Annotated in this window: 15 protein-coding genes; 14 read left to right on the top strand and 1 reads right to left on the bottom strand. The window is 57.2% G+C overall.

Going from position 1 to position 22023, the window contains the following annotated elements; genetic code table 11:
• Nucleotides 1–243: 243 nt before the first annotated feature.
• Nucleotides 244–1263, bottom strand: coding sequence for a hypothetical protein (locus Q1V60_RS09420; protein WP_300629577.1), 1020 nt, complete (start codon nt 1261–1263; stop codon nt 244–246).
• Nucleotides 1264–1848: 585 nt separating this feature from the next.
• Here Q1V60_RS09420 and tssB point away from each other — a divergent pair.
• The 14 genes from tssB (at nt 1849) to tssA (ending at nt 21520) form a co-directional block, all read left to right on the top strand.
• On the top strand, nt 1849–2397 hold the full coding sequence (gene tssB / locus Q1V60_RS09425; protein WP_300629578.1) for a type VI secretion system contractile sheath small subunit: 549 nt from the start codon (nt 1849–1851) through the stop codon (nt 2395–2397).
• Nucleotides 2387–3886 (top strand): type VI secretion system contractile sheath large subunit, encoded by a 1500-nt coding sequence (tssC, locus tag Q1V60_RS09430; RefSeq protein ID WP_300629580.1) that lies wholly within the window; start codon nt 2387–2389, stop codon nt 3884–3886. The genes tssB and tssC overlap by 11 nt, the downstream gene beginning before the upstream one ends.
• A gap of 25 nt (nt 3887–3911) precedes the next feature.
• Nucleotides 3912–4394, top strand: a complete 483-nt coding sequence (gene tssE, locus Q1V60_RS09435; RefSeq protein ID WP_300629582.1) for a type VI secretion system baseplate subunit TssE — start codon at nt 3912–3914, stop codon at nt 4392–4394.
• Nucleotides 4394–6226: a type VI secretion system baseplate subunit TssF gene (tssF, locus tag Q1V60_RS09440; RefSeq protein ID WP_300629584.1), complete on the top strand. Its 1833-nt coding sequence runs from the start codon at nt 4394–4396 to the stop codon at nt 6224–6226. Before tssE ends, tssF begins: the two co-directional genes overlap by 1 nt.
• The gene (gene tssG, locus Q1V60_RS09445) at nt 6190–7260 is read left to right on the top strand and encodes a type VI secretion system baseplate subunit TssG (protein WP_300629586.1); all 1071 of its coding nucleotides are present in this window, start codon (nt 6190–6192) and stop codon (nt 7258–7260) included. Before tssF ends, tssG begins: the two co-directional genes overlap by 37 nt.
• On the top strand, nt 7257–9848 hold the full coding sequence (gene tssH / locus Q1V60_RS09450; protein ID WP_300629587.1) for a type VI secretion system ATPase TssH: 2592 nt from the start codon (nt 7257–7259) through the stop codon (nt 9846–9848). The genes tssG and tssH overlap by 4 nt, the downstream gene beginning before the upstream one ends.
• A 58-nt stretch (nt 9849–9906) precedes the next feature.
• Nucleotides 9907–10539, top strand: coding sequence for a type VI secretion system lipoprotein TssJ (gene tssJ, locus Q1V60_RS09455; RefSeq protein WP_300629589.1), 633 nt, complete (start codon nt 9907–9909; stop codon nt 10537–10539).
• Nucleotides 10536–11879: a type VI secretion system baseplate subunit TssK gene (tssK, locus tag Q1V60_RS09460; RefSeq protein WP_300629591.1), complete on the top strand. Its 1344-nt coding sequence runs from the start codon at nt 10536–10538 to the stop codon at nt 11877–11879. Before tssJ ends, tssK begins: the two co-directional genes overlap by 4 nt.
• Entirely contained in the window at nt 11876–12589 is a 714-nt protein-coding gene (locus Q1V60_RS09465) for a DotU family type IV/VI secretion system protein (RefSeq protein ID WP_300629593.1), read from the top strand. Before tssK ends, Q1V60_RS09465 begins: the two co-directional genes overlap by 4 nt.
• A 30-nt stretch (nt 12590–12619) precedes the next feature.
• Nucleotides 12620–16273, top strand: a complete 3654-nt coding sequence (locus Q1V60_RS09470) for a type VI secretion protein IcmF/TssM N-terminal domain-containing protein (RefSeq protein ID WP_300629595.1) — start codon at nt 12620–12622, stop codon at nt 16271–16273.
• On the top strand, nt 16270–17163 hold the full coding sequence (gene tagF / locus Q1V60_RS09475; protein WP_300629597.1) for a type VI secretion system-associated protein TagF: 894 nt from the start codon (nt 16270–16272) through the stop codon (nt 17161–17163). The genes Q1V60_RS09470 and tagF overlap by 4 nt, the downstream gene beginning before the upstream one ends.
• Entirely contained in the window at nt 17160–19643 is a 2484-nt protein-coding gene (gene tssM / locus Q1V60_RS09480; protein ID WP_300629599.1) for a type VI secretion system membrane subunit TssM, read from the top strand. The genes tagF and tssM overlap by 4 nt, the downstream gene beginning before the upstream one ends.
• A gap of 161 nt (nt 19644–19804) precedes the next feature.
• On the top strand, nt 19805–20323 hold the full coding sequence (locus Q1V60_RS09485) for a type VI secretion system tube protein Hcp (RefSeq protein WP_300629600.1): 519 nt from the start codon (nt 19805–19807) through the stop codon (nt 20321–20323).
• Nucleotides 20324–20437: 114 nt separating this feature from the next.
• Nucleotides 20438–21520 (top strand): type VI secretion system protein TssA, encoded by a 1083-nt coding sequence (gene tssA, locus Q1V60_RS09490; RefSeq protein ID WP_300629601.1) that lies wholly within the window; start codon nt 20438–20440, stop codon nt 21518–21520.
• Nucleotides 21521–22023 lie beyond the last annotated feature (503 nt).

The raw sequence follows: 22023 nt of genomic DNA on the forward strand, positions 1-22023 counted from the left end.
TGATGATGTATGAGAATGCGAAAAAGAAAATGAGTACCAGGCTTAGAAGAAATGACATGCATTTTGTGAAACTTTCGGTGATGTAAGCGCAGTGGAGGTGTTTGATTAATAGCAGTCCAATTAATACTGCGCCTGGCAGGCGAAGTTCTGAGGGTGATAATATTAAAATTATTATTCCAAGTGCGCAGTATGCGAAGAGGACGCTATGGAGGTTGTGTAGGAAGTATTGCTTGTCAGTGCGGATCATCGTGTCGCTCCTGTTAATGCATCACCTATCCGCTCGTTAGCGTTATATTCTCCCGCATTCATTAGGATGTGAATGATGATGCCGCCAGCTATGACGATAGCGATAGCAGTCACCGCAGATAGTCCCATTACTCCAACAAACGTACTTAAAATTACAATTCCTACATTCGTAGGCTGGTTATAAGCACTTTTGTTCAGGAAGTGGTTAAAGTCGTTTGCTGAAGCTCCATCTATAATGGCTTGTGGTCCAATAGTTAGAATAGATCCGGCTGTTGTGCCAGTGAGTATGCGGCCAACTCCTCGAGAGCTGTATGCATGGGAAGTGATTGGAACCCTCCTGCGAAGAGCTTCGGCAGCTTGGTAAATTGGAAGTTTGATAGCATTTGATGCGGTTTTTCCACCGATTGTATAAAACTGAGCACGTGCATTGGCTGGCACCTCGAAATGCAGTTGTCCTTGAATTCGCACTAGCTTGATTCGTTGTTTAAAGGCTCGTTTGGCTGAAACGCTTCCTGGTTTTCCACGGGTATTTGCCCAATTAACCAGCTGCCGTTTGAGCTCGGGTGACAGATCTAGCATGTCCACTAGTCGTCCAGCCTTGAAAGGCGCATGTATAAGACCTGCGAGTGCAGCTGTAGTGCTAGGTAAACTGGATAGAGAGAAGAGCGCCGGTCCAATCACCGGAATCGACTGCGCCTTCTGATGTAGCTCCTTGACTTCACGCGCCGTGACATATCCTGCAACTTTTACTTTTGAAAGTAGATAACTCAGGTGCAACGCCATCTGCTCGTGCTCCTGAGCATCCAGCCCGTTATCCGGATCGCTAAGCGTTGCCACCATGAAGTGTGCCGCGCTCAGTTCATCAGTCGCGTAAAAGCCACTAATCGACATGCTTGTAGGAAAATGGCGCTCTGCGATTACGCTCGGCCAAGGCAGTGTGCCAAGCCCAAGTAACCCACTATGCGTGCCCTCACCCAGCGGGTCATTCACCGAGCAGGGATACAGTCTATTGCTCATCCATAAGTTCCTGTAAGCGCCATGCCGCGAGTGATTCAGTCATCAGCATTCATGATGCTCATGCAGGTATTCAGTCGCATTTAAAGTCGCGAAGGAGACCTTCTTGGAAAACGCTTGTCAAGCCAGGAAATTGTAACGCGACGAACTGTCTGTGCTGAAATCTGTAAAAAATCTGCGTTATAAAACGGTACTGTTCGTTGTGAGATTTTGTCCTAATCCCGCGAACTAGAGCTGTTGGCGTGTAGAGCTGAGTGCACGGGCGGGAATGGAGTGATCGAAATGTTTTGTAAGCTGTTCTTCGACAAATATCACAAATTTATTTTTTGTAGGAATAGTCCTTCTATTCAAGCCGAAATAGGCTACTTGAAACTGTAATGGGTCTGATTGTTCGTACCGATTTCGGCAGTTATGGTGTGCGGCGTTTGATGAGTCCCTTTGAAAAGCTATGGCCGCATTAGTTCAGTCTCGAATGGTTTACAAAAGTTGTGTGCTTAAGCCTTGGTCAACATCTCATTTCCGTAGGGAATTTTCCCGCTACGGTGTGTAGGGCAACAACGGATGAAACACGATTAAGGAGTTCGCTAGATGACAAAGATGGAAAGTACCCAGCACAAGCTCGACCGTATTCGTGCGCCGCGTGTGCAAATCACCTATGACGTTGAAGTTGGAGACGCCATTGAACAGAAGGAGTTGCCGTTCGTGGTCGGTGCGATGGGTGACTTCTCTGGGCACCCGCTGGAGCCACTGCCGCGCCTGAAGGATCGTAAGTTCGTCCTCATTGATCGCGATAACTTCAATGGCGTGCTCAAGGGCATCAAGCCTCGGCTGAGCTATCGCGTCGATAACACCTTGGCCAAAAATGACACGCAATTGGGCGTTGAGCTCAACTTCAATGCCATGGATGACTTTGAGCCCCAGAATGTGGTCAAGCAGGTGGAACCACTGAGAAAACTCTTGGAGTTGCGCAGCAAGCTGGCGGACTTGCGCAACAAGATGGGTGGCAACGACCGGTTGGAAGAGATGCTGCAGGAGGTTATTCAAGACCCTGAAAAGCTTCGGGCACTCAGCCAAGAGTTTGGCCGTCAAGGCCAAGCGTCTTCCAGCACTCCTCAGGGAGTCGATCATGACCGCTAACTCTTCACTCAATCCACAGACCTCGACTGAACAGCTGGAAGCGGCTGCTCCACAGATCTCTCTGCTGGATAGCATCATTTCTGAAAGCCGTGTGGCCCGCTCCGAGACGGAGCGCACACGTACGCGTGACCTCATTGGTGAGCTGGTCGGGCAGGTGCTTGAGGGGGCGGTTACGCCGAGCAAGGACTTGATGGCGGTGCTCGATGCGCGTATCGCCGATATCGACGCGTTGTTGTCCGAGCAACTGAACGAGATCATGCACGCTGACGAGTTTCAGCAGTTGGAAGCGTCCTGGCGCGGCTTGAAATACCTGGTCGACAACACCGAAACCAGCACGACGCTGAAGATCAAGTTGCTCAATGCCTCGAAGAAAGACCTGGTGCGCGACCTGAAAGCGGCTTCTGAGTTTGATCAGAGCGCGCTTTTCAAGAAGGTATACGAGGAGGAATACGGCACCTTTGGCGGCGCTCCTTTTGGCATGCTGATGGGGGATTACAAGTTCTCTCGCAGCCCAGAGGACATGTACCTGCTGGAGGAGATCTCCCATGTGGCCGCGGCTGCCCATGCGCCGTTCATTTCCGCGGCCTCGCCCGAGATGTTTGGTTGGGATTCGTTCACCGACATGGCAGGGCCTCGGGACTTGGCCAAGATCTTCGATACGGTCGAATACACCAAGCTGAAATCCTTTCGTAACAGTGAAGATTCACGTTATGCCGCATTGGCGTTGCCGCATGTATTGGGGCGTCTGCCCTATGGGCCGGATACAGCGCCGGTGGAAGCATTCCTCTTCAAGGAAGATGTGGATGGCCGCGACCACAGTAAGTACTTATGGGTCAACGCGGCCTATGCACTGACGACTCAGGTTACCCAGGCCTTCTCGCGTTACGGCTGGTGCGTAGCCATTCGTGGGGTGGAGGGTGGTGGTTTGGTGGAGGGCTTGCCCAGCCATACCTTCATGACCGATGACGGCGAAGTGGCCCTTAAGTGCCCCACGGAGATCGCCATCACTGATCGGCGTGAGAAGGAGTTGTCGGACCTGGGGTTCGTGCCATTGGTGCATCGTAAAGACACCGACCACGCGGCGTTTTTCGCCACGCAGTCGATGCAAAAGCAGAAGCAGTACAACACCGATGTCGCCAATGCCAACGCCAGGCTCTCGGCGCAGCTGCAGTACATCTTTGCCACCTCGCGGATCGCCCACTACATGAAGGCAATCATGCGCGACAAGGTGGGGAGTTTCGCCTCCCGCCAGGACGTGGAGTCGTACCTCAACAATTGGCTTTCCAGCTATGTGTTGTTGGATGACACCGCCAGTCAGGAAGCCAAAGCCAAGAACCCGTTGCGCGAAGCTCGGGTCGAGGTCTTTGAAGTGCCAGGCAAACCCGGTGTCTACAAGTCGGTGAGCTACCTGCGCCCCCATTACCAACTGGATGAGCTGACGGCGTCATTGCGCCTGGTCGCTGAGTTGCCGAAATCCACCCGTAGTTGATCCGTACCCGTGCCAGGATGGCCCTATGAACACGCCCGCCAGATTTTTGCCGACCTTGTTTGATCGGTTGAGTGACGAAGCTCCGCATCAGACGGTGGAAGGTAGCGCGCAACGCCTCTATTCGCTGGCCGACTATACGGCCAGTTTGGTGCGCGATCTGGAAACCCTTGTGAACACTCGGCAACACATTGATGCGCGGTCGTTGGATGCATTCCCTCAACTGCGCGGCTCATTGTTGGAGTACGGGTTGCCTGATTTTACGAGTAAGGGCCTGCTCAATCCCGAGGACCGCACGCAGATTAGGCTGCAACTCAAACAGGCCATCGAGAGCGGTGATCGTCGCTTCCGCCACGTTCGTGTCCAGCTACTGGACTCACTGCCGCAGCAGCGACAACTGACGTTCCGGGTGGATGCGCTGTTGCGTCTGCCTGAGACGACACGTCAGGTGTCGTTCGACGCTGTGTTGCAGGTCAACACTCAAGCCTACACCGTGCAGAACTTGAACTGATGCATAGCGATCTGTTGCCCTATTACGAAAAGGAACTGTCACACCTGCGCACGTTGGGGCAGGAGTTTGCGCGACAGTACCCGAAAATTGCTTCACGGTTGTTGATGGACGGCGACCAGTGTGAAGACCCCCATGCGGAACGCCTGATAGAAGCGTTCTCGTTTCTTGCGGCGCGAGTGCACAAGAAACTGGATGACGATTTCCCTGAGATCGTCGAAGCCTTCCTGGACGTGATGTACCCGCACTACCTGCGGCCAACCCCTTCGTTGTCGATTGTGGAATTCTCTGCCGGTGACAGCAGTGCGGTAACTGATGGCTACTGCATCGAGCGTCATAGCGAATTGAAATCGCAGGAAGTGGACGGCATTTCCTGTTTGTTTCGTACCTGTTACCCCGTGACGCTCTGGCCTATCAGGGTGGCCGATGTGGCGTTTATGGAGCTTGAGCGTTCGGCGTTCACCAGCCGTACGACGGAGCATCAGGCGTGTTTGCGAATCGGTCTGCGCACGACCATTGAGGTTTGCTTTGGTGATCTGGCGCTGCAGCCGTTGCGGTTTTTCATTGATGGCGAAAGCACGTTGACGCTTCATCTGTACGAGCTGCTGTTCAATAACGTGGCCAGGGCGGCGTTGGTGTTCACCGAAGCGGGTCAGCGCCGGGAAGTCGCATTGCCGCCGGGTGCAGTGAAGGCGGTCGGCTACTGCGCCGAAGAAGGCTTGATCGACTATTCCGAGCGTTCTTTCCTGGGTTACCGGCTGTTGCATGAATATTTCACTTTTCCCGACAAATTCATGTTCTTCGACCTCGAAGGTCTGGGCCGTGCGCTGGCGGGCAAAGCCTTGCAGGAGGTGGAGGTCAACCTGTACTTCGCCGAATACGATGTGCCCGAGCGGCTGACAAGGTTGGCGCAGAACCTCAATGCGAGTCACTTCAAGCTCAACTGCACGCCCGTGGTCAATTTGTTCCGCCACCAGGCTAAGCCGATCAAGCTGACGCATACCCAGCATGAGTACCCGGTGGTCCCGGATGGTCGTCAGCATCGCTTTGCCGAAGTCGTGGCGATTGACCGTGTCGTGCGGATCAAGGAAGTCGGTCGTCAGCAACAGGTCGAGCCGTGCCGACCCTTTTTCGAGCCGCGCGACTCGGTCTCCGACGATGGTAGCTATTGGATCGCCCGGCGTCGCTCGGTGGCCCATGGGCAGAAAACCGGTACCGATTTGGCGATTCGCCTGGTCGATCGAGAGTTGGAGTTGGTTGACAGCACCGACGACACCCTCAGCTTGACGTTGACCTGCAGTAACCGCGACTTACCGAGGTTGTTGCCCTATGGCGGCACTGGCAGTGATTTTTTCCTGGAGGGCGACTCGGTGGTACAGCGAGTCCGCTGCCTGCGCAAACCCACACCCTCTGTTCGCTTGCCGCAGGGCAAAGGGTTGCTGTGGCGCCTGGTGTCGCACCTGTCGCTCAACCATTTGTCGTTGGCCCATGACGGGCGCGAGGTGTTGTTGGAGCTGCTCAGTCTTTACAACTACCGGGAAGCCTCTGCAGTGCGAAAGCAGATCAATGGCATTGTTTCGTTGCGCAGTGCGCCAACGGTGGCACTGGTCGGGAACCCTCGGCCTAGCGTTGTTCGTGGCGTGGGGCTGACGCTGGAGCTGGACGAAAGCCAGTACATCGGCGGTGGCGTGTTCCTGTTCGGCCAGGTGCTGGACCACTTCTTCGGGCTGTATTGCTCGCTCAACAGTTTTACCCAACTCACCCTGCAGTCTCGGCAGCGAGAAAAGAGAATCGTGCAATGGCCACCAAGAACCGGCGCTCAAGCCCTGGTCTGATTGATCAGGCGCGGTCACAGCCGTACCGGTTTGAGTTCTTTCAACTGGTGCGTTTGCTGCGGCTGCACTACAGCAAGACGGGGCGTACTGATCCTGAAGCGCGTCCCCACGATGATCCGCTGCGGTTTCGTTCGCTGCTGTCGCTGAACTTTCCTGCCAGCGATGTCAGTGACCTGCGCTTTGAGCGGGCTGAGCATATGTCGCTATCGGGCTTGCCCTTGTCCGAGGTGCAGGTCACGTTCATGGGGTTGGTGGGGCCTTCCGGCGTGCTACCTCGGCCCTATACCGAAATGCTGATGGCCCGCCACATGCAAAACCGCGATGACGCCGGGCACGCCTTTCTGGATCTGTTTTCCCACCGGATGACGGCGCTGTTTTATCAGGCTTGGCAGAAGTACAAGTTCCATATTGAGCATGAGCGCAAGGGGCGTTCGGACTTTGATCGTTACCTGCACACGTTGTTGGGGCTCGGCACGAAAGTGCAGCAACGACAGATTGAGAAGGGTGGTTCGGCGTTGCCTCGGGATGTATTCAGCTACTTTTCCGGCCTGCTGGCGCAGCAGCGGCGTACGCCGCAGAACCTGGAATTGATGCTGGCTTACTACTTCGCCGTGCCTTGTGTTGTGAAGAGCTTTGTCGGTCGCTGGCTGCCGCTTCCGTCCGCGCAACGCTGCCAATTGGGGCGACGTAATGCGGTGTTGGGGCGCGGGTCGGTGGCTGGCCGGCGAGTCTGGGACTACCAATCGTGCCTTCGTATTGAGTTGGGGCCGCTCAGCCTGGATGACTATCGGCGCTTTCAGCCGGGCACCGACGACTATCGCAAGCTGCTGGAACTGACGCGCTTCTATATCGGCGCATTCCTGGATGTTGAGATTGCCCCCATCTTGCGTGCCGACGCGGTACCCGAGGCGCGCTTGAGTCGAAACGGTGGGCTGGCACTGGGCTGGCTGGGTTGGTTGAAACCTCCTGCACGTGAAGCCAGCCCTGATCGTTGTGCGATTTTCCGTATTCCTTATGAGGGCACGCTGCTGTGAACCTGAAAACTCTGTTTGCCAAACTGAATGACCTCAGCCGCCGTGCGACCGAGGATGCTGCTGCATTGTGCTTGAACGAGCGCCACTACGACGTGGAGGTTGAGCATGTCCTGCTGCAACTGCTGGCGATCGATGATTGTGACATGCGGCCTATCCTTCATCACTACGAGATCGTGACAGAACGCCTGCAGGCTCAATTGCGCACAGCCCTGACAGGTTTCAAGGTTGGCAACACTCGCACGCCAGCACTGTCGCCACAGATTGCCCGCTGGATTGAACGGGCGTGGGTGGTGGCATCTATTGAATACAGTCAGGAGCGCGTGCGCAGCGGCCACCTGCTGCTTGCCTTGCTTGACGATCAGGAGCTTCGGCGCTGGGTGCTGGCTTCGGCAGCGGAGTTGGAGAAGGTTCATCCCGATGATTTGCGCAACCGGCTTGTCCAGTTGGTAGAGGGTACAGCGGAAGCCGTTGCCCTGGATCAATCGACCTCGCCGGTGACGGCCGGATCGGGCAAAACGCCGGCGTTGGATCAGTACACGGTGAATTTGACCCAAAGTGCTCGGGAAGGGCGTATTGATCCGGTGTTGGGGCGAGATGTGGAAGTGCGCCAGATGATCGACATCCTGACCCGTCGCCGGCAGAACAACCCCATCCTCACGGGGGAGGCGGGTGTGGGCAAAACCGCCGTTGTGGAAGGGTTGGCCCTGCGCGTTGTACAGGGCGAGGTGCCGACGGTGTTGCGCGAGGTTGCCATTCACACGCTCGATTTAGGGCTGTTGCAGGCGGGTGCCGGCGTGAAGGGCGAGTTCGAGCAACGGTTGAAAGCTGTGATAGAGGAAACCAAGCGCAGCCTGCATCCGATCATTCTATTTATCGATGAAGCCCATACCTTGATTGGCTCCGGCGGCCAGGCTGGACAGAACGATGCCGCGAATTTGCTCAAGCCCGCGTTGGCGAGGGGGGAGTTGCGCACAATCGCCGCGACTACCTGGGCGGAATACAAGAAGTACTTTGAGAAAGACGCGGCGTTGGCTCGTCGCTTCCAGGTGGTAAAAGTCGAAGAGCCGGACGAGGCGCAGGCGGTGGTCATGCTGCGGGGGCTTGTTGAAAAAATGCAGGCGCACCACGGCGTAGCGATACTGGATGAGGCACTGATACAGGCCGTGCGTCTATCGAGCCGTTATATCAGCGGTCGGCAGTTGCCAGACAAGGCCGTGAGCGTGCTGGATACGGCCTGCGCGCGCGTGGCGCTGGCGCAGTCCACCACGCCTGCAGCACTGGAAGATTGCGTGATTCAGATTGAGCAGATCACCAGCGAGCGTGAGTTGTTGGAGCAGGAGGCCCGCACCGGGGCGCCGCACCAGCGCCGGCTTGACGAGCTGGAGCAGGCGTTGGCGGGCGTGCAACAACACTTTGATGTGTTGTCGGGGCAGTGGCAGCGCGAACGGGCTCTGGTTGACGAAGTGAATCAACTGAACGCGCAACTGCGCGAGGGAACCGAGAGCAGTACCGATGCCTTGATGCGCTTGAAGGGGCAGTTGGCTGAGGTCCAGCGTGACAACCCCTTGGTCCATGCTCAGGTGGATGGTGCTGCCGTCAGCGAGGTGATTGCCGCCTGGACTGGGGTTCCACTGGGCACGATGGTGCGCGATGAGATCGATACGGTGCAACAGCTTCCCCAGCTTCTCGCCGAGCGGGTGTTGGGGCAAGACCACGCGCTGGAAGCAATCAGCCAGCGTATCAAGGTGTCTCGGGCGCATATGGAAGATCCCGACAAACCGATCGGTGTTTTTCTGTTGCTCGGTCCCAGCGGGGTGGGCAAGACCGAAACCGCTCTGGCGCTGGCGGATACCTTGTATGGCGGCGAGCGCAATCTGATCACTATCAACATGTCCGAATACCAGGAAGCCCACAGCGTTGCCACACTCAAAGGCTCGCCGCCAGGGTACGTCGGCTATGGCGAAGGCGGCGTGCTGACCGAAGCAGTGCGGCGCAAACCATTCAGCGTGGTGCTGCTCGACGAGGTGGAGAAGGCTCACCCCGATGTGTTGGAGCTGTTTTTCCAGGTGTTTGACAAGGGGATGTTGGACGATGCCGAAGGGCGATCCATCAACTTCCGCAATACCCTGATTTTGCTTACCTCCAATGTCGGCACTGATCACATTCTGCGTACCTGCCATCAGGTCGACGCGTTACCCAGCCCTGAGCAGCTCATCGAAGAACTGCGACCGGCGTTGCATCAGGCCTTCAAGCCCGCCTTCCTGGGCCGCTTGCAGGTGGTGCCGTTCTACCCGGTGCAGGACGCCATTCTTGAACGCATCGTCGAGCTCAAGTTGGCGCGCATCCAGCACCGTTTCGAGCGTCACTACCACGTGCCTTTGCACATCACTGAGGCTGTGCCGACGACGCTGGCATCGCGCTGTACAGAGGTGGATAGCGGTGCCCGCAACATCGACAACATCTTGTCCGGCGCCTTGATGCCCGAACTGGCGAGCTGTGTGCTGGAGCGAATGGCCCAACATCTGTCCATTCAACGTGCGGAGGTCGACGTGGGTAAGGATGGCGGGTTTGTGGTGAACCTTAGTTAGTAGCGGCTGCGCAGGATGGCCTGCTGCACCCCTGAACATGGAAATTTTGAGGACATTTATGTACCGGATAGCAATCTTGGTGCTGCTTGCGCTTGGCCTGAGTGCGTGCGGAGTGACTGATCGGGCGGGACGAAAAATGGATGACTCGTGGGTGAACGACATGATGTTCAGTAGCCCTGATCGCCTGCGCATGACGATTGATGGCGGCAATCAACTGAATACGGTGACCGATGGACAACCGCTCTCCGTGGTGGTGCGGGTGTATCAGTTGTCTCGCTTGGAGCCATTCGTGGCCGCGAGTGCTGATGCCTTATGGGCGGTCCCGCAGCAAACAATGGGCGCCACCGTATTGGACACCCGTGAGCTGACAGTGTTGCCCGGCATTGGCCATATCGAGGACTGGCCGTTGGGCGATGCCACCCGCTTTGTCGGGGTTGCGGCCTTTTTTCATGACACCTCTGAGCAGCCCTGGAAGATCGCTTTCGCGGCGGACTCCTTGCGCAAGGACGGCCTGTGGTTTTCCCCGGATGGTGTACGTGTATTGCTTGAGGGCTCACGTGTGGTGGCTGCCAGTGGGGTCGATGTGCTGGACGGAGTTGCGCGCTGGAGTGATCCCGAAACGGATAACACCGAAGTGGCCCTTGATGTCGAGGAAACCCCTTCGCCGTCATCGGCCGAGGTAGTGCTATGAGTCAGCACAATCGCGTGATGTGGTACGAGGGCATGTTCATGCTGCCTCAGCACTTTCAGTACCAGGACGCTTTTCACCAATATCAACAAGCTCAGGCAACCATGCGCGGCACACCCTTCTTTTGGGGCGTGCAAGCCTTGGAGTTGGACAGTGATGCACTGGCGCAAGGCCGGTTACAACTGACGCGGCTCAAGCTGGTGTTCCCTGACGGCACCGCATTCGATGCTCCTCAGCACGATCTCCTGCCACCCGCTCGAAACCTGAATGAGCTATTCAAGGAGGCGCACCTCAAGGTTTTCGTGGTCTTGAGGTTGTCGCAGCCTACAGGAGCCAATTACCAGGATGACACGCAGGCTACCCACATCCCGAAACGTTTTTGCAAACGCTTCGATGCGCTCCCCGACCTGAATGAAGGTGATTTGGAGAGCGAGATCACTCGCCTGAGTTTAAACCCGGTGCTGCTTATCGAGGGCGATGACCTGGATGGGTACACCGCTTGTCCATTGCTGCGTTTGGTCCGGGACGCTACGGGTGGGTTTCGATGCGACGAGCAGTTCGTGCCACCCGCTTTGCATCTCGGTGCCCACCCCACACCATTGGTGGTGGGCAAACGTCTCCTGGCGGCGCTACAGGGCAAAAGCCAGTTGCTGGGCGCGCGCCGGCGTGAGCGTGGCGATCAGGTTGTCGAATTTGGCAGCAGTGACGTGACCCTGTTCTGGTTATTGAATACGGTGAACCGAGCCTACGCGGAGTTGGCTCATCTGCTCCAGCACCCCGGCATGCACCCGGAACAGTTGTATCGATGCTTGGCTGAGTTGACGGGGAGTTTGCTGACCTTTTCCTTGCGAGGCGAGCTGGCTGATATTCCTGCATACGATCATCAAGATCCGGCGACAGCCTTACTGAAACTGGATGCTTTGATCCGTGATCTGCTGGACAACGTGGTGCCCAGCCAATGCATTGTCATCGACCTCGAACAGAACAAGCCTTCCTTCTATACAGGGCGTTTGCGCGACCCTCGTTTAGCGGACGCGGACTTTTATATTGCAGTGCAAGCCGATATGCCCGGCGCGAAGTTGCTGGAACTGGTGCCGAGGGCCTTCAAGGTGGGCGCGCCTGATGAAATTGAAGTGGTGGTCAATGCTGCGATGCCCGGTGTCGTGCTCAATGCTGTTTCGAGGCTGCCCAGTGCCATTGCGCTGCGCCTGGGTAACCACTACTTCGCAATCGAACCCCAGGGGAAGGTCTACGAAAGGATGATGGCTGCTCAGGCCATCTGCTTCTACGTTCCCAACGCCTTTAAAGATCTCAAGCTCGAACTGATGGCGGTGCCCAAATGACTTTTGCACAGACGTTGGGCGTGGTTTCCGCGCCCGGAGAAAAAACGTTGATGAAGGATCTCGTGCGCGATTTTCTATCCATGGCCCTGTTGATCCGTCGCGTAAGTCAGGTGCAAGACGTGACGCAGTTCGTGCGCAGCGTGGATGAGTTCTTTCAGGGCCTGGAACAGGGCGCGCGTGCCGCCGGCTACAGCGTCGAGCAGGTCAAGGACACGCAATACGCGCTCTGTGCCTTTCTCGACGAGAGCGTGTTGCGGGCAGGCGACAGTCCGCTGCGCTCACACTTCGAAGTACACACCTTGCAGTTCCAATATTTCGGCGTGCACCTGGCAGGCGAAGGCCTGTTCGACAAGCTGACGCAGTTGCGCGTGGACGTGAAGGCAAACCGCGATGTCCTGGAGGTTTACCACTTGTGCCTGGCGCTGGGGTTTGAGGGCAAGTTCAGCCTGGAGCAGAAGGAGCAACTGGCGTACATCGCCAACAGCCTGGGCCAGGATTTGGCCAGGGGGCAACAGGTGCCGCAGGCACTGTCGCCGGATTGGACGCTGCCTGACCAGGTCTCGCACTTGCTGCGCTATGAAGTCCCGATTTGGCTGTACATGGCGCTGTTGGCGGCAGGCTGCGGCATCGTGTTCTGGGTGTTGCGTTGGTTGCTTGAGCGTGACGTGGCCGTGCTTTCCGAACAACTCAGCCGCCTGTTCGGCGTTTAAGCCTCAGTCGACACTTCAGGTCAGGATGTAATGAAGACACTATTGCGCGTTATCAAAAATTTCTGGTTTCTCTGGTTGCTGGTGTGGCTGTCTGGAATAGCCTTGTGCACTGTGGTGCTGGTGTGGACTGCTGTGGAGCGGGAGGCCGTGTGGGTTGGCATGGCACTGTTCAGTGCCTGCTGCTTGCTGTGGGTGGTATTACGTCAGTACGCGCGAATTCGCACTGAACGCAACCTTGAACACCTGCTCAGTGTTGAGGTCGACCGCGAACAGCAGGGTGGCGAGTTTCGCGATCACCAAGTGTTGCGGGAACGGTTGCAGCACGCGGTGAAATTACTGAGGGCCGCGCCCGAGGCGGGCGGTGGTGGTGCGGCTGCGTTGTCCGATCTGCCTTGGTACTTGGTCATCGGTTTGTCGGCCTCTGGTAAAACCTCGTTGCTGACCCGAGCCGGCTTGTCGGCTCGGGTGGCCGAGGGATCGATGCCGGGGTTGCAGAGCGGTACCCAGCACTGTGACTGGTACTTCAGCCCCGAAGCCGTAATGATCGATACGGCAGGTCGCTACCTCAGTGATGACCAGTCCGCTCATGAGTTCACTTGTTTTCTGAAGCTGCTCAGGCGGCAACGTCGGCGACCGGCGATCAATGGCTTGGTGCTGGTCGTGAGTTTGCCGGAAATTCTATCGGCCAGTCATGAGGAGCGTGGAATTCTGTCCGCGCAGCTGGTGGCACGTATTCAGCAATACAGCGCCAGCCTTGGGGTGACCCCACCGGTCTATCTGATGCTCAGCAAGACAGATCTATTGCCAGGTTTCCACGCGGTGTTTGACGGGCTGGATGCTGGGGCGCGGCAGCAGCCCTTGGGCATGACCTTCGATCCGGGTGCATTGCGCAAGCAGGGCATGCGTCAGGTACTGGAAGGCAAATTCAGTGCCTTGTTACAGCGGCTCAATCAGCATGTAGGGGCGCAGGTGTCGAAATCGGCCGAGGGGGCGATTGAGCGCCTGCAGTTTCCTCGCTATCTGGCGGATATGTCCGGGGTGCTGGCGGATTTCTTGGCGCCGTTTGACTGTACGGACTCCAGCCAGGCGCCCTTGCTCTTGCGCGGCCTGTATTTTACCAGTGCCTTGCAGGACGGCCAGGCGTTGCCGGCGATCCATGAAGATGAACTGAGCGAACGCTATGGGTTGGCCCCCTCTGGCGAAGTGATTGCCAACCGTGCCGGTGAAAAAAGTTACTTCATCACCGACGTGTTTCGCAAAATACTATTTCCTGATCGGGAGCTGGGTCTTTACTACGCCCGTCAGGGCGTGAACCATGCGTGGCGTCGCGTGCTCTTGACCTGCGCTTTGTTGGCAGGTGCAGGGGCGCTGGCTTGGGAAGCGAGTGCCTTCCATGCGACCCGGCTGTGGCTGACCGAGTTGAGGGACGACCTCAATACTCACCAGGCGTCAGGTGCTGACGCCGTGGCGACCTTGGAGATGCTGCGCGAGCAAGTGCAACGGCTGAATACGCAGAGCGAGCACGGTGTGCCGTGGGCTCGCGGCGTCGGACTGTATCCGGTCGATGCGTTACAGGTGCCGTTGCAGGCCGCTTACAGAGAACAATTGCGGCGGCAGGTCTTGGCCCCGATCAGCCGGCACCTGCAATTGCAGTTGCACGAGTTGAATGAGCTGGCCAAACATTTGACCCATGAACCCCACGAGGTTGTCGTACCGAAAAAGGGCACGCGTGCAGCAGCCTCGGCTGTTGCAAGCAGCGTGGATGTTGAGCGACAAGCCGCGCTGTCACGGGCTGGGCTGGCCCTGTCTGAGGAGGTAGTGGGACGCCTCAATGAAGCGCAAGCGACCACTTTAGTGGAGGCTTACAGTGCGTTGAAATTGTATTTAATCCTGACCTCACCTCAACAACATCCCGATACTGACTTCCTGTCTGTTGCACTGCCATTGGCATGGCGTCAGGTGATGGAACCTGCCGGGCCATGGCTGAGCGCCGCTTCAGTGAATGGCAACACGGCACTCTATGTCCAGATGGTGCGCCAGGATGACGCGCCGGTAATGCCACGCAATGACAGCCTGGTTAGTGCTGCGCGCCATAGCCTCAAGTCCTTGATGATCACCAGCTCTCTGGTGGAACGTGAGTACCTCCGGCTGCAGCTGGAGTCCGACCAGCAATTCCCCGCATTGGCCCTGAACCAGATGGTCTCAGGCCCTGGCCGGCAGTTGCTCTTTTCCGCGCAAACCGTGCCTGCGCTGTACACCCGCCAGGGCTGGGAGCAGTTCATGCAACCGGCGTTGCTAAAATTGCTCGCAAGTTCCATACAGCATGACAGCGACTGGGTGCTGGAAGGCCAGGACGTCGATCAACAGGTGCAAAAGGTCAACGTTATCCGGGACCTGATGGCGCTGTATAAGCGTGACTATGCGGCAGCCTGGACGAAGTTCCTGGCAGGAACAGGCCTGCGTCAGTTCAGTACTCTGGAGCAGGCACTGCAGCACTTGGCCCCGTTGAGCGATGTTCAGAACTCGCCGCTCAAGCAGCTGCTGATGGCACTCCATCAAAATACCTCGTGGGACCGACCGAAAGATGAGCCGCTTGCCGAGGCTGCTACTGCCGGCTTGGCGGCCATTTTGCCATTCACCGACGGTGCTTTGAGCAGCCAGTTTGACAGCGTCTCGCGTTTGTTTTCAGCCGAAAACCCGGATGGTGCGGATCGCACGGTCATGGACCGGTATTTGGCCGCGCTGCGCAAACTTAAAGTGCGTTTGAGCAATATTGAGCGTTCCCAGGATCTGGGTAAAAGCAGTAAGCAACTGATTATCGAAACCCTTGACGGCCAGCCGACGGAGGTCACCAACCTGCGAAACTACGTTGAAAGCAGTATCGAGACGTCGCAGGACAGCCTCTCCAGTTCACTGAAGCGCCTCTTCAATGACCCTATCATGTTCACCTGGGAAAGCCTGCGTGCCCCGGCCGGAGAGCAAGTTGCCAAGGCATGGTCGCAGCAGATCATAAAACCCTGGCAGCAAAACCTGGCGCATCGGTATCCCATCAACCCGGCCGCGCAAAACGAGGCTTCGGTCAAGGATCTACAGCGTTTTGTTGATCCCGGTACGGGCTTGATGCCGGCTTTTCAGCGCAACGAGATCGGCAACTTGGCAGGCGGCGAAGGTTTGGGAATGAGCCGGACCGGCAACGGCGCCCCACTGGTGAGTTCACGCATGCTGCAGGGCATCGAGAAGGCCAGCGCACTGGGTGAAGTGATCGCCAGCCTGTCCGATCCCGGCAATGGTTTTGAGGTGATGCTTGAACCGTCCCAACGCTTCACCGATATCATCCTGACGCTGGACGGTCAGGTGCAACACTACCGCAATGGCAAGCCGCAATGGAGCCGGTTCACTTGGCCGGGGAACCCACAGAGCCCTGGCGCGCGTTTGGATGTGGTCACTCTGACCGGAGAGCGCAAGACGGTATTTGATTACCCAGGACGCTGGGGCCTGTTGAAGATGAATGACAGCGCCAAGGTTTCCGAACTGGACCAGGTACGTCAGCGTTTTACCTGGCCGGTTCAAGCGGGGGAAGTCAGCCTTGTGCTGCGTAACTATGGTGGCGTACGCCTCACCGATCTTGGTGACGTGAAGTCCCTCGGTACTCTGGGCGGTGCAGCGCGGGCAGACGGCACATGATTGGTTGCTTTGGAAAGATCCCCGCCAGCGCGGATTTCGTCAGCCTGCATGGGGCATTGCCTGAAGTGGCTGAGTTCGATCTATGGTTGCAGCGCACCTTGGTTGATCTCGATCAGAGTGTGCAGTGGCAGTCGCGTTTTGACGAGCTGCCCCTGTGCTATTTCAGTTTTGTCAGTACGACCGGCGTCTGGTTGCTGGGCGGGGTGGTCAGCTCGCATGACAGCAGTGGCCGGCGTTACCCGTTTTTTATCTTTCAACTCGTCCGTCCCTCCGACAGGGGGCTCAATGCACATACGTTGAGTGAAGTCTTCGCCGCGCAGATCAAACCGCTATTGATCGACGCGTCGCAGGGGCTGGACACCGCTTCGGTGTTCCAACAGTTGAAAGCCTTGCGCCCGTGGGACCTCGCCGACGTGGCCTTGTATCGACGTGTACATGTGAAGTTTCTGGATGACTTCGAGCTACGAGATGTCGCCAATGCTTTGCAACCTTCTTACGTTAACTTGGATGGCGTGTCTTTGCCGGCACGATTGATGGGTTTGCGTGAGAGCGTCTGCAAAGCGCGACCGCCGGTTACGCATTTTCCACTCCCGGCCGCGCGTGGCTTGATGCGGCCGGTGGCCGATTTCTGGTGTGAATGGCTGAGCGTCCAAAGCAATGAACAGGTTCCGGCCGTCAGTGTGCTGGTGGATGATTTTATGCACCCAGGCTTGCTCTGTTTCGCTTCGCGTCAAGTTGCTACGGCGTACCGCGTCCTGACGGGCGAAGTGTCCTGTCCTTCGTTGCTGCACGCTGAGCCTGGCATTTCACCCCCTGCCATGAGGGCGGAGCAGTCGTTGCGAGAGTTGGTGGCGTTTTGCCCGACGCGCCAGCAGGGGACGATCGCATGAACCGGCTCAAGTATTACTTTTTGAAGTATCAGCCCTATGTAGTCGGTGTCAGTTGCTTCCTGATGCTCTTCCTCATCTGGGGGCTTGGCGTGCGTCTAGGCTTCTCGTCGCTGGGCAGTTTGATGGTGGGCATTGGTGGGTTTCTGGTGTCTTCGTCGCTGTACGTGCTGCTGCTCCATCGCGGGGCAGCGCAGTATCAGGATTTGGAAGTGCTGCTGCGCGATGACGCCGATCAGGCGGTACTGAACGCCAGCCCTGCCGACCGTGAAGAGATCAGTTTGTTGCGTGAGCGCCTGTTGCAGAGTATCGCCCGCTTGCGTGCCGGTACGCGTGGACGGCGCTCACGGGATGCACTGTATGCCTTGCCCTGGTATTTGGTGATTGGCCAGCCAGCCTCCGGCAAAAGCTCGATGTTGCTGCAGTCTGGTCTGCATTTTCCTTACGCTGAGCGTGAGGGGATGCGTACTGTGGGCTTGGGCGGGACGCGCAACTGCGATTGGTTCTTCAGCGCTGAAGCGGTGTTGCTCGACACCGCTGGCCGTTACATGGACACCCCAGAGGAGGCTGGCCGTTGGCGAGGATTTCTGACCTTACTGCGCCAATACCGCCCTCGCCAGCCGCTGAATGGTTTGATCGTGACGGTAAGCCTGGAGGATTTGCTGAATGCTTCGGCGCTTCAGTGTGAACAACTGGCTAAGCGTTTGCGTGAGCGGGTGCAAGAAGCGCAGGCGCTGCTGGAACTGACGTTGCCGATCTATCTGGTATTCACCAAGTGCGACCTATTGCCTGGATTTAGCGAGTTCTACCGGCAAAGGCATTCGTTGCACCAGGAAAGTGTATTGGGCACGACCTTTCCCCACGCTCACTTTGAGCAAGCGGACTGGGGAGCGCGTTTTGCCCAGGCCCTGGAGGTGTGGGCCAGTCACTGGCAACAGGTGGCTGGCGAGCAGTTGGTGCAGCAAGACATCCGCATCACGCGCGACGATCCAACGGTGTATCGCTTTCCTTTGGAACTGATGGCGTTCAAGCCAGTATTGCGGGGCTTTGTCGCCACACTGCTGCAAGCCAACCCGTATCAGAGTGCAACGCTTTTGCGCGGGTTCTATTTCACCAGTGCATTGGATGCGCAATGCGCGACGTTGGGGGAACACATCCGCCAAGTCAGCCAGCGATTTGCCCTGGATCCGCAATCGATCCCGACAAAGGGGGCAGCCCAGCCACAGTCGTTGTTTATCCAGAGCCTTTTCCAGAAAGTCATCATCCCGGATCAACATCTGGTGGCGTTGTACAGCCGTAACCGGCGAGAGGATCGTCACCTGCGAGGTTGGCGTCTGGGCGGCGCGGCCTTGGCGCTGGCCGTCTGTGGGGCGTGGGGCACGGCTTTCTGGCAGAACAAAATGGCCATTGAAGGTCTTGTCGGCGACTTGGCGCTAACCGCTCAGCAAGACGCCGAGTCACCGGGGGCGTATGCCGGTTGGCAGCGCCTGGACCGTTTGCGCGCGAGCGCCGCCGACTACTACAGCCAACATCGACAAACCGGTGTGCCCTGGTCTCTGCGCCTGGGTCTTTATCAAGGTTGGATGATCGAGCCAAAGGTGCGTGAGCATTATTTTGCCGAACTGGAGCGGGTGATGCTGACACCGACTGCAGACAACTTGACTCGTTCGTTATCGTTGTTACCGACGATCAAGGTGTATCAGCGCAACACCCAGGATAAGCATCCGGTGACCGGCGTCGACAGCGTTGAGCCTCGTGCTTTGCCCCAGGACAACCGGGCGGCTTCCATCGCCAAGTTCGGCAAGGCAACGCTGGAGACCTACCAGATGCTCGCCAAGTCGTGGCAAGGCGAGGCGGACCCACTGTTGCTCAAACAGACGATTCCTGACTATTGGTATCCGAGCATTGCTCGTCATATCAAAGCCAATGCGGGAACTGCTCAGCCCGAAGCAGCTGACTACTTGTATGCCGGACGGCAAATTGCTTTCTACAGCGAGCAGATCAATGAGCCGGATGTGCCACGGCTCATGGACAACGCGTTCCTGGTGTCCAGTTCGCGCAATTACATCAACAGCTTGTTGGCGCAGTCGCTGCGTGCCATTGAAACCATCACCCTGGAATCGGACACCTTGTTTGCATTCGGCAGGGCGGACCTGCAGAGCTTGAAGGAGGGGGGGCGTCTGCAATTGGGCCAGATCGCCGCCAAGCTGCTCAATACCCCCAACGTCGGCACGATCGTGATTGCCGGTCACGCCGACCAGATCGGTGACGCCGACAGCAACTTGCGGGTTTCTCGCCAGCGCGCCGAGACGATCAAAACGTATTTGGTCGGCAAAGGTGTGCCCCAGGAACTGGTCACGGCCGTCGGTGAAGGTAGTCGCAGACCTTTGGTGCGCTGTGACACCGCTTTGCCACGCAACGACCTGATCAGTTGCCTGGAGCCGAACCGCCGTGTGGAGATTGAAGTGCGCGCACAGCCGTGAAGGTATGGGGGCGCGCGAAAAATACTGGTTACCGAGTGGGGCTGCTTGCTCGGTGACACCAGTGAATGTCTCATTTGCTAGGGCAATGGGACGTACCGCAAAGGTGCTGTGTTCCGCTAATGGATGGACACCGCCTTATACCAACAAAGGAGTTTTACCCAATGGCATTTGATGCATACCTGAAAATCGACGGCATTCCTGGTGAAAGCACCGACGACAAACACGCTGAGTGGATTGAAGTGGTGGGCTATGAATACGGTGCAACACAGGCCACTTCCGCGACTGCCAGTTCGGCTGGCGGCGCCTCTTCGGAGCGTGTGAACCTGAGTGATTTTTCGATCCGCAAGTTTGTCGACAAAGCCTCGGCCAAGTTGTTCGAAACCTGCTGTAAGGGTCAACATATCAAAAAGATGGTTCTGCACGTCAACCGTGCCGGTGGTGACAAGGTCACCTACCTGACCATCACCATGGAAGAAGTGGTGGTGTCCTCCGTCAAGTTCCTGGGGAATATGGAGGCGGGTAACGACGCTTCTGACGTCAGCGATCTGCCCAAGGAAGAGATCAAGTTCAACTATGCGCGGATCAAGACCGAATACGTGCAGCAGAAGCGCGGCGACGGTCAAGGTGGTGGCAAGGTCGTGGGTGGCTGGGACCGTACCAAGAACAAGACTCATGCCTAAGCAGTGCTTCCTCTGCCTTTTTACAGGGTAGAGGCGACGCCCTGCCTCGTTACTGAGGCGGGGCGTTTTGCGACAAGGAAATGATCGGCGGTGAGCCGGATAGCCGGAGGTACTATGTCTGAAAAGTTGCACGAACTTTCTATCGTCAGCCTGACCCAACCCATTCAAGGGGGAAGCGGTGAGGATTTGAGCTTTTCCGAGTTGTTCGACCAGATCAAGGAAGCACGGCGTGCCGATGCGTCCTATCTGAGCCAGGGCGAATGGCAAGCCGAACTGAAACACGCAGATTGGGAAAAAGTCGTTCGCCTGAGCGGTGAGGGGCTGGCCCAGCAGAGCAAAGATCTGCGCCTGGTGGCTTGGCTGTGTGAAGGCTTGGCCCACCACTATCAATTTGAGGGAGTCGCCTTTGGGTTGTCCGTGTGCGAAGCAATCCTTAAAGCATACTGGTCGGGGCTATATCCCTCACTCGACGAGGGGTTAGAGGCTAGGGCAGAACGCCTGGCATGGCTGAGCTCCACCCTCACGGGCATCGTCGCTGACGTTCCCCTGACCCAGGATCCGCCCTATGGTCTGACCCGGTATGACCAGTCACTTCAAGTCGATAACCAGGGACGGCAGAGCCCCGAAGCGATGGAAGCGTCGCTGGCCGAGGGCAAGATCAACGGGGAGCTGTTCCAGCGTGCGGTAGCGTTGACGGCTGTTGACTACCTGCAATCACGTCACGGTGAGGTGCAGGAATGCCTAAGCGTGTGCCGGCGGCTACAAGCAACGATTGATGAGTTGTTCGAGCAGGATGCACCGCGCCTCACTCGGCTTGACGAGACTCTGGTACGGGTCAGTCAGTTGACGGAGCGCCTATTGGCAGAGCGGGGTGGGAACATAGTGAGAGCGCCAGCTCCGGTCCCAAAACCGATAAAACCTGCTGCTGCAATTACACCTGTCCCGAGTCAACCTATAGCCACTATACCCACAGTCGCAGCTATTCGTACTGAACCACAATCTCGTGCCGAAGCACTTGACCAGCTTCGAGGTGTGGTGAAGTTTTTCAAGCAAACCGAGCCCCATAGTCCGGTCCCCTTGCTGATTGAACGAGCGATAAAATGGGGTGATATGCCCTTGGAGAGTTGGTTGAGTGATGTGATTAAGGACAGCAGCGTAGTGGATGGGATTCGCAATGTGCTGGGCACGGATATGTAGGGTGGTCTGAACAACTCTTTTGCGCGACAAGCTCATAGGCAGCAGCGGTGACGAGGTTGTTGGCTTCGGGAGAGCGACTGGCGCCTCTGTGGCCGCGTTCAGCTAGATAGCCGGGCGGTTTGTAGCATCTGTTCGGCAGTCTGCCCGACTAACTTGGGCCGAACGCCGACTGCCACTTGTCGAATGGGCGTTGTGACAGTGGCTCACGCAGGATTTGTCGCGTTGCAGGCCCAGTGCGAACAGCTGGCGCAGCAACAGACACGGTTGCTGCGTGAGTTGGCCCAGGTAGATGCGAGCTTGACGGAACTGCGCCAACACAAGGCACCGAGACCAAAAGCTTCGTCTGCGGGTATTGTCTGGCTATTGATGAGGTCTGGCTGTAGCTAACACGCCAAGCATGGATTGACCCGCTTGCCGCTTCTCAACAGCTTCACCTATATTTTCCTTACCAAATCCAAACAGCGCCCCGCCGGCGACGCCCGTCAGCGCAACTGCTGGAACAC

The sequence above is a fragment of the Pseudomonas sp. genome, assembly GCF_030147005.1.
Classification (GTDB): Bacteria; Pseudomonadota; Gammaproteobacteria; order Pseudomonadales; family Pseudomonadaceae; genus Aquipseudomonas.

Coding starts and splice junctions, on each gene's coding strand:
- Q1V60_RS09470 (WP_300629595.1), top strand. CDS start 12,620: ATGAAGACACTATTGCGCGTTATCAAAAATTTCTGGTTTCTCTGGTTG.
- Q1V60_RS09485 (WP_300629600.1), top strand. CDS start 19,805: ATGGCATTTGATGCATACCTGAAAATCGACGGCATTCCTGGTGAAAGC.
- tssC (WP_300629580.1), top strand. CDS start 2,387: ATGACCGCTAACTCTTCACTCAATCCACAGACCTCGACTGAACAGCTG.
- tssG (WP_300629586.1), top strand. CDS start 6,190: ATGGCCACCAAGAACCGGCGCTCAAGCCCTGGTCTGATTGATCAGGCG.
- tssB (WP_300629578.1), top strand. CDS start 1,849: ATGACAAAGATGGAAAGTACCCAGCACAAGCTCGACCGTATTCGTGCG.
- Q1V60_RS09420 (WP_300629577.1), bottom strand. CDS start 1,263: ATGAGCAATAGACTGTATCCCTGCTCGGTGAATGACCCGCTGGGTGAG.
- tssA (WP_300629601.1), top strand. CDS start 20,438: ATGTCTGAAAAGTTGCACGAACTTTCTATCGTCAGCCTGACCCAACCC.
- tssJ (WP_300629589.1), top strand. CDS start 9,907: ATGTACCGGATAGCAATCTTGGTGCTGCTTGCGCTTGGCCTGAGTGCG.
- tssM (WP_300629599.1), top strand. CDS start 17,160: ATGAACCGGCTCAAGTATTACTTTTTGAAGTATCAGCCCTATGTAGTC.
- tssF (WP_300629584.1), top strand. CDS start 4,394: ATGCATAGCGATCTGTTGCCCTATTACGAAAAGGAACTGTCACACCTG.
- tssK (WP_300629591.1), top strand. CDS start 10,536: ATGAGTCAGCACAATCGCGTGATGTGGTACGAGGGCATGTTCATGCTG.
- Q1V60_RS09465 (WP_300629593.1), top strand. CDS start 11,876: ATGACTTTTGCACAGACGTTGGGCGTGGTTTCCGCGCCCGGAGAAAAA.
- tagF (WP_300629597.1), top strand. CDS start 16,270: ATGATTGGTTGCTTTGGAAAGATCCCCGCCAGCGCGGATTTCGTCAGC.
- tssE (WP_300629582.1), top strand. CDS start 3,912: ATGAACACGCCCGCCAGATTTTTGCCGACCTTGTTTGATCGGTTGAGT.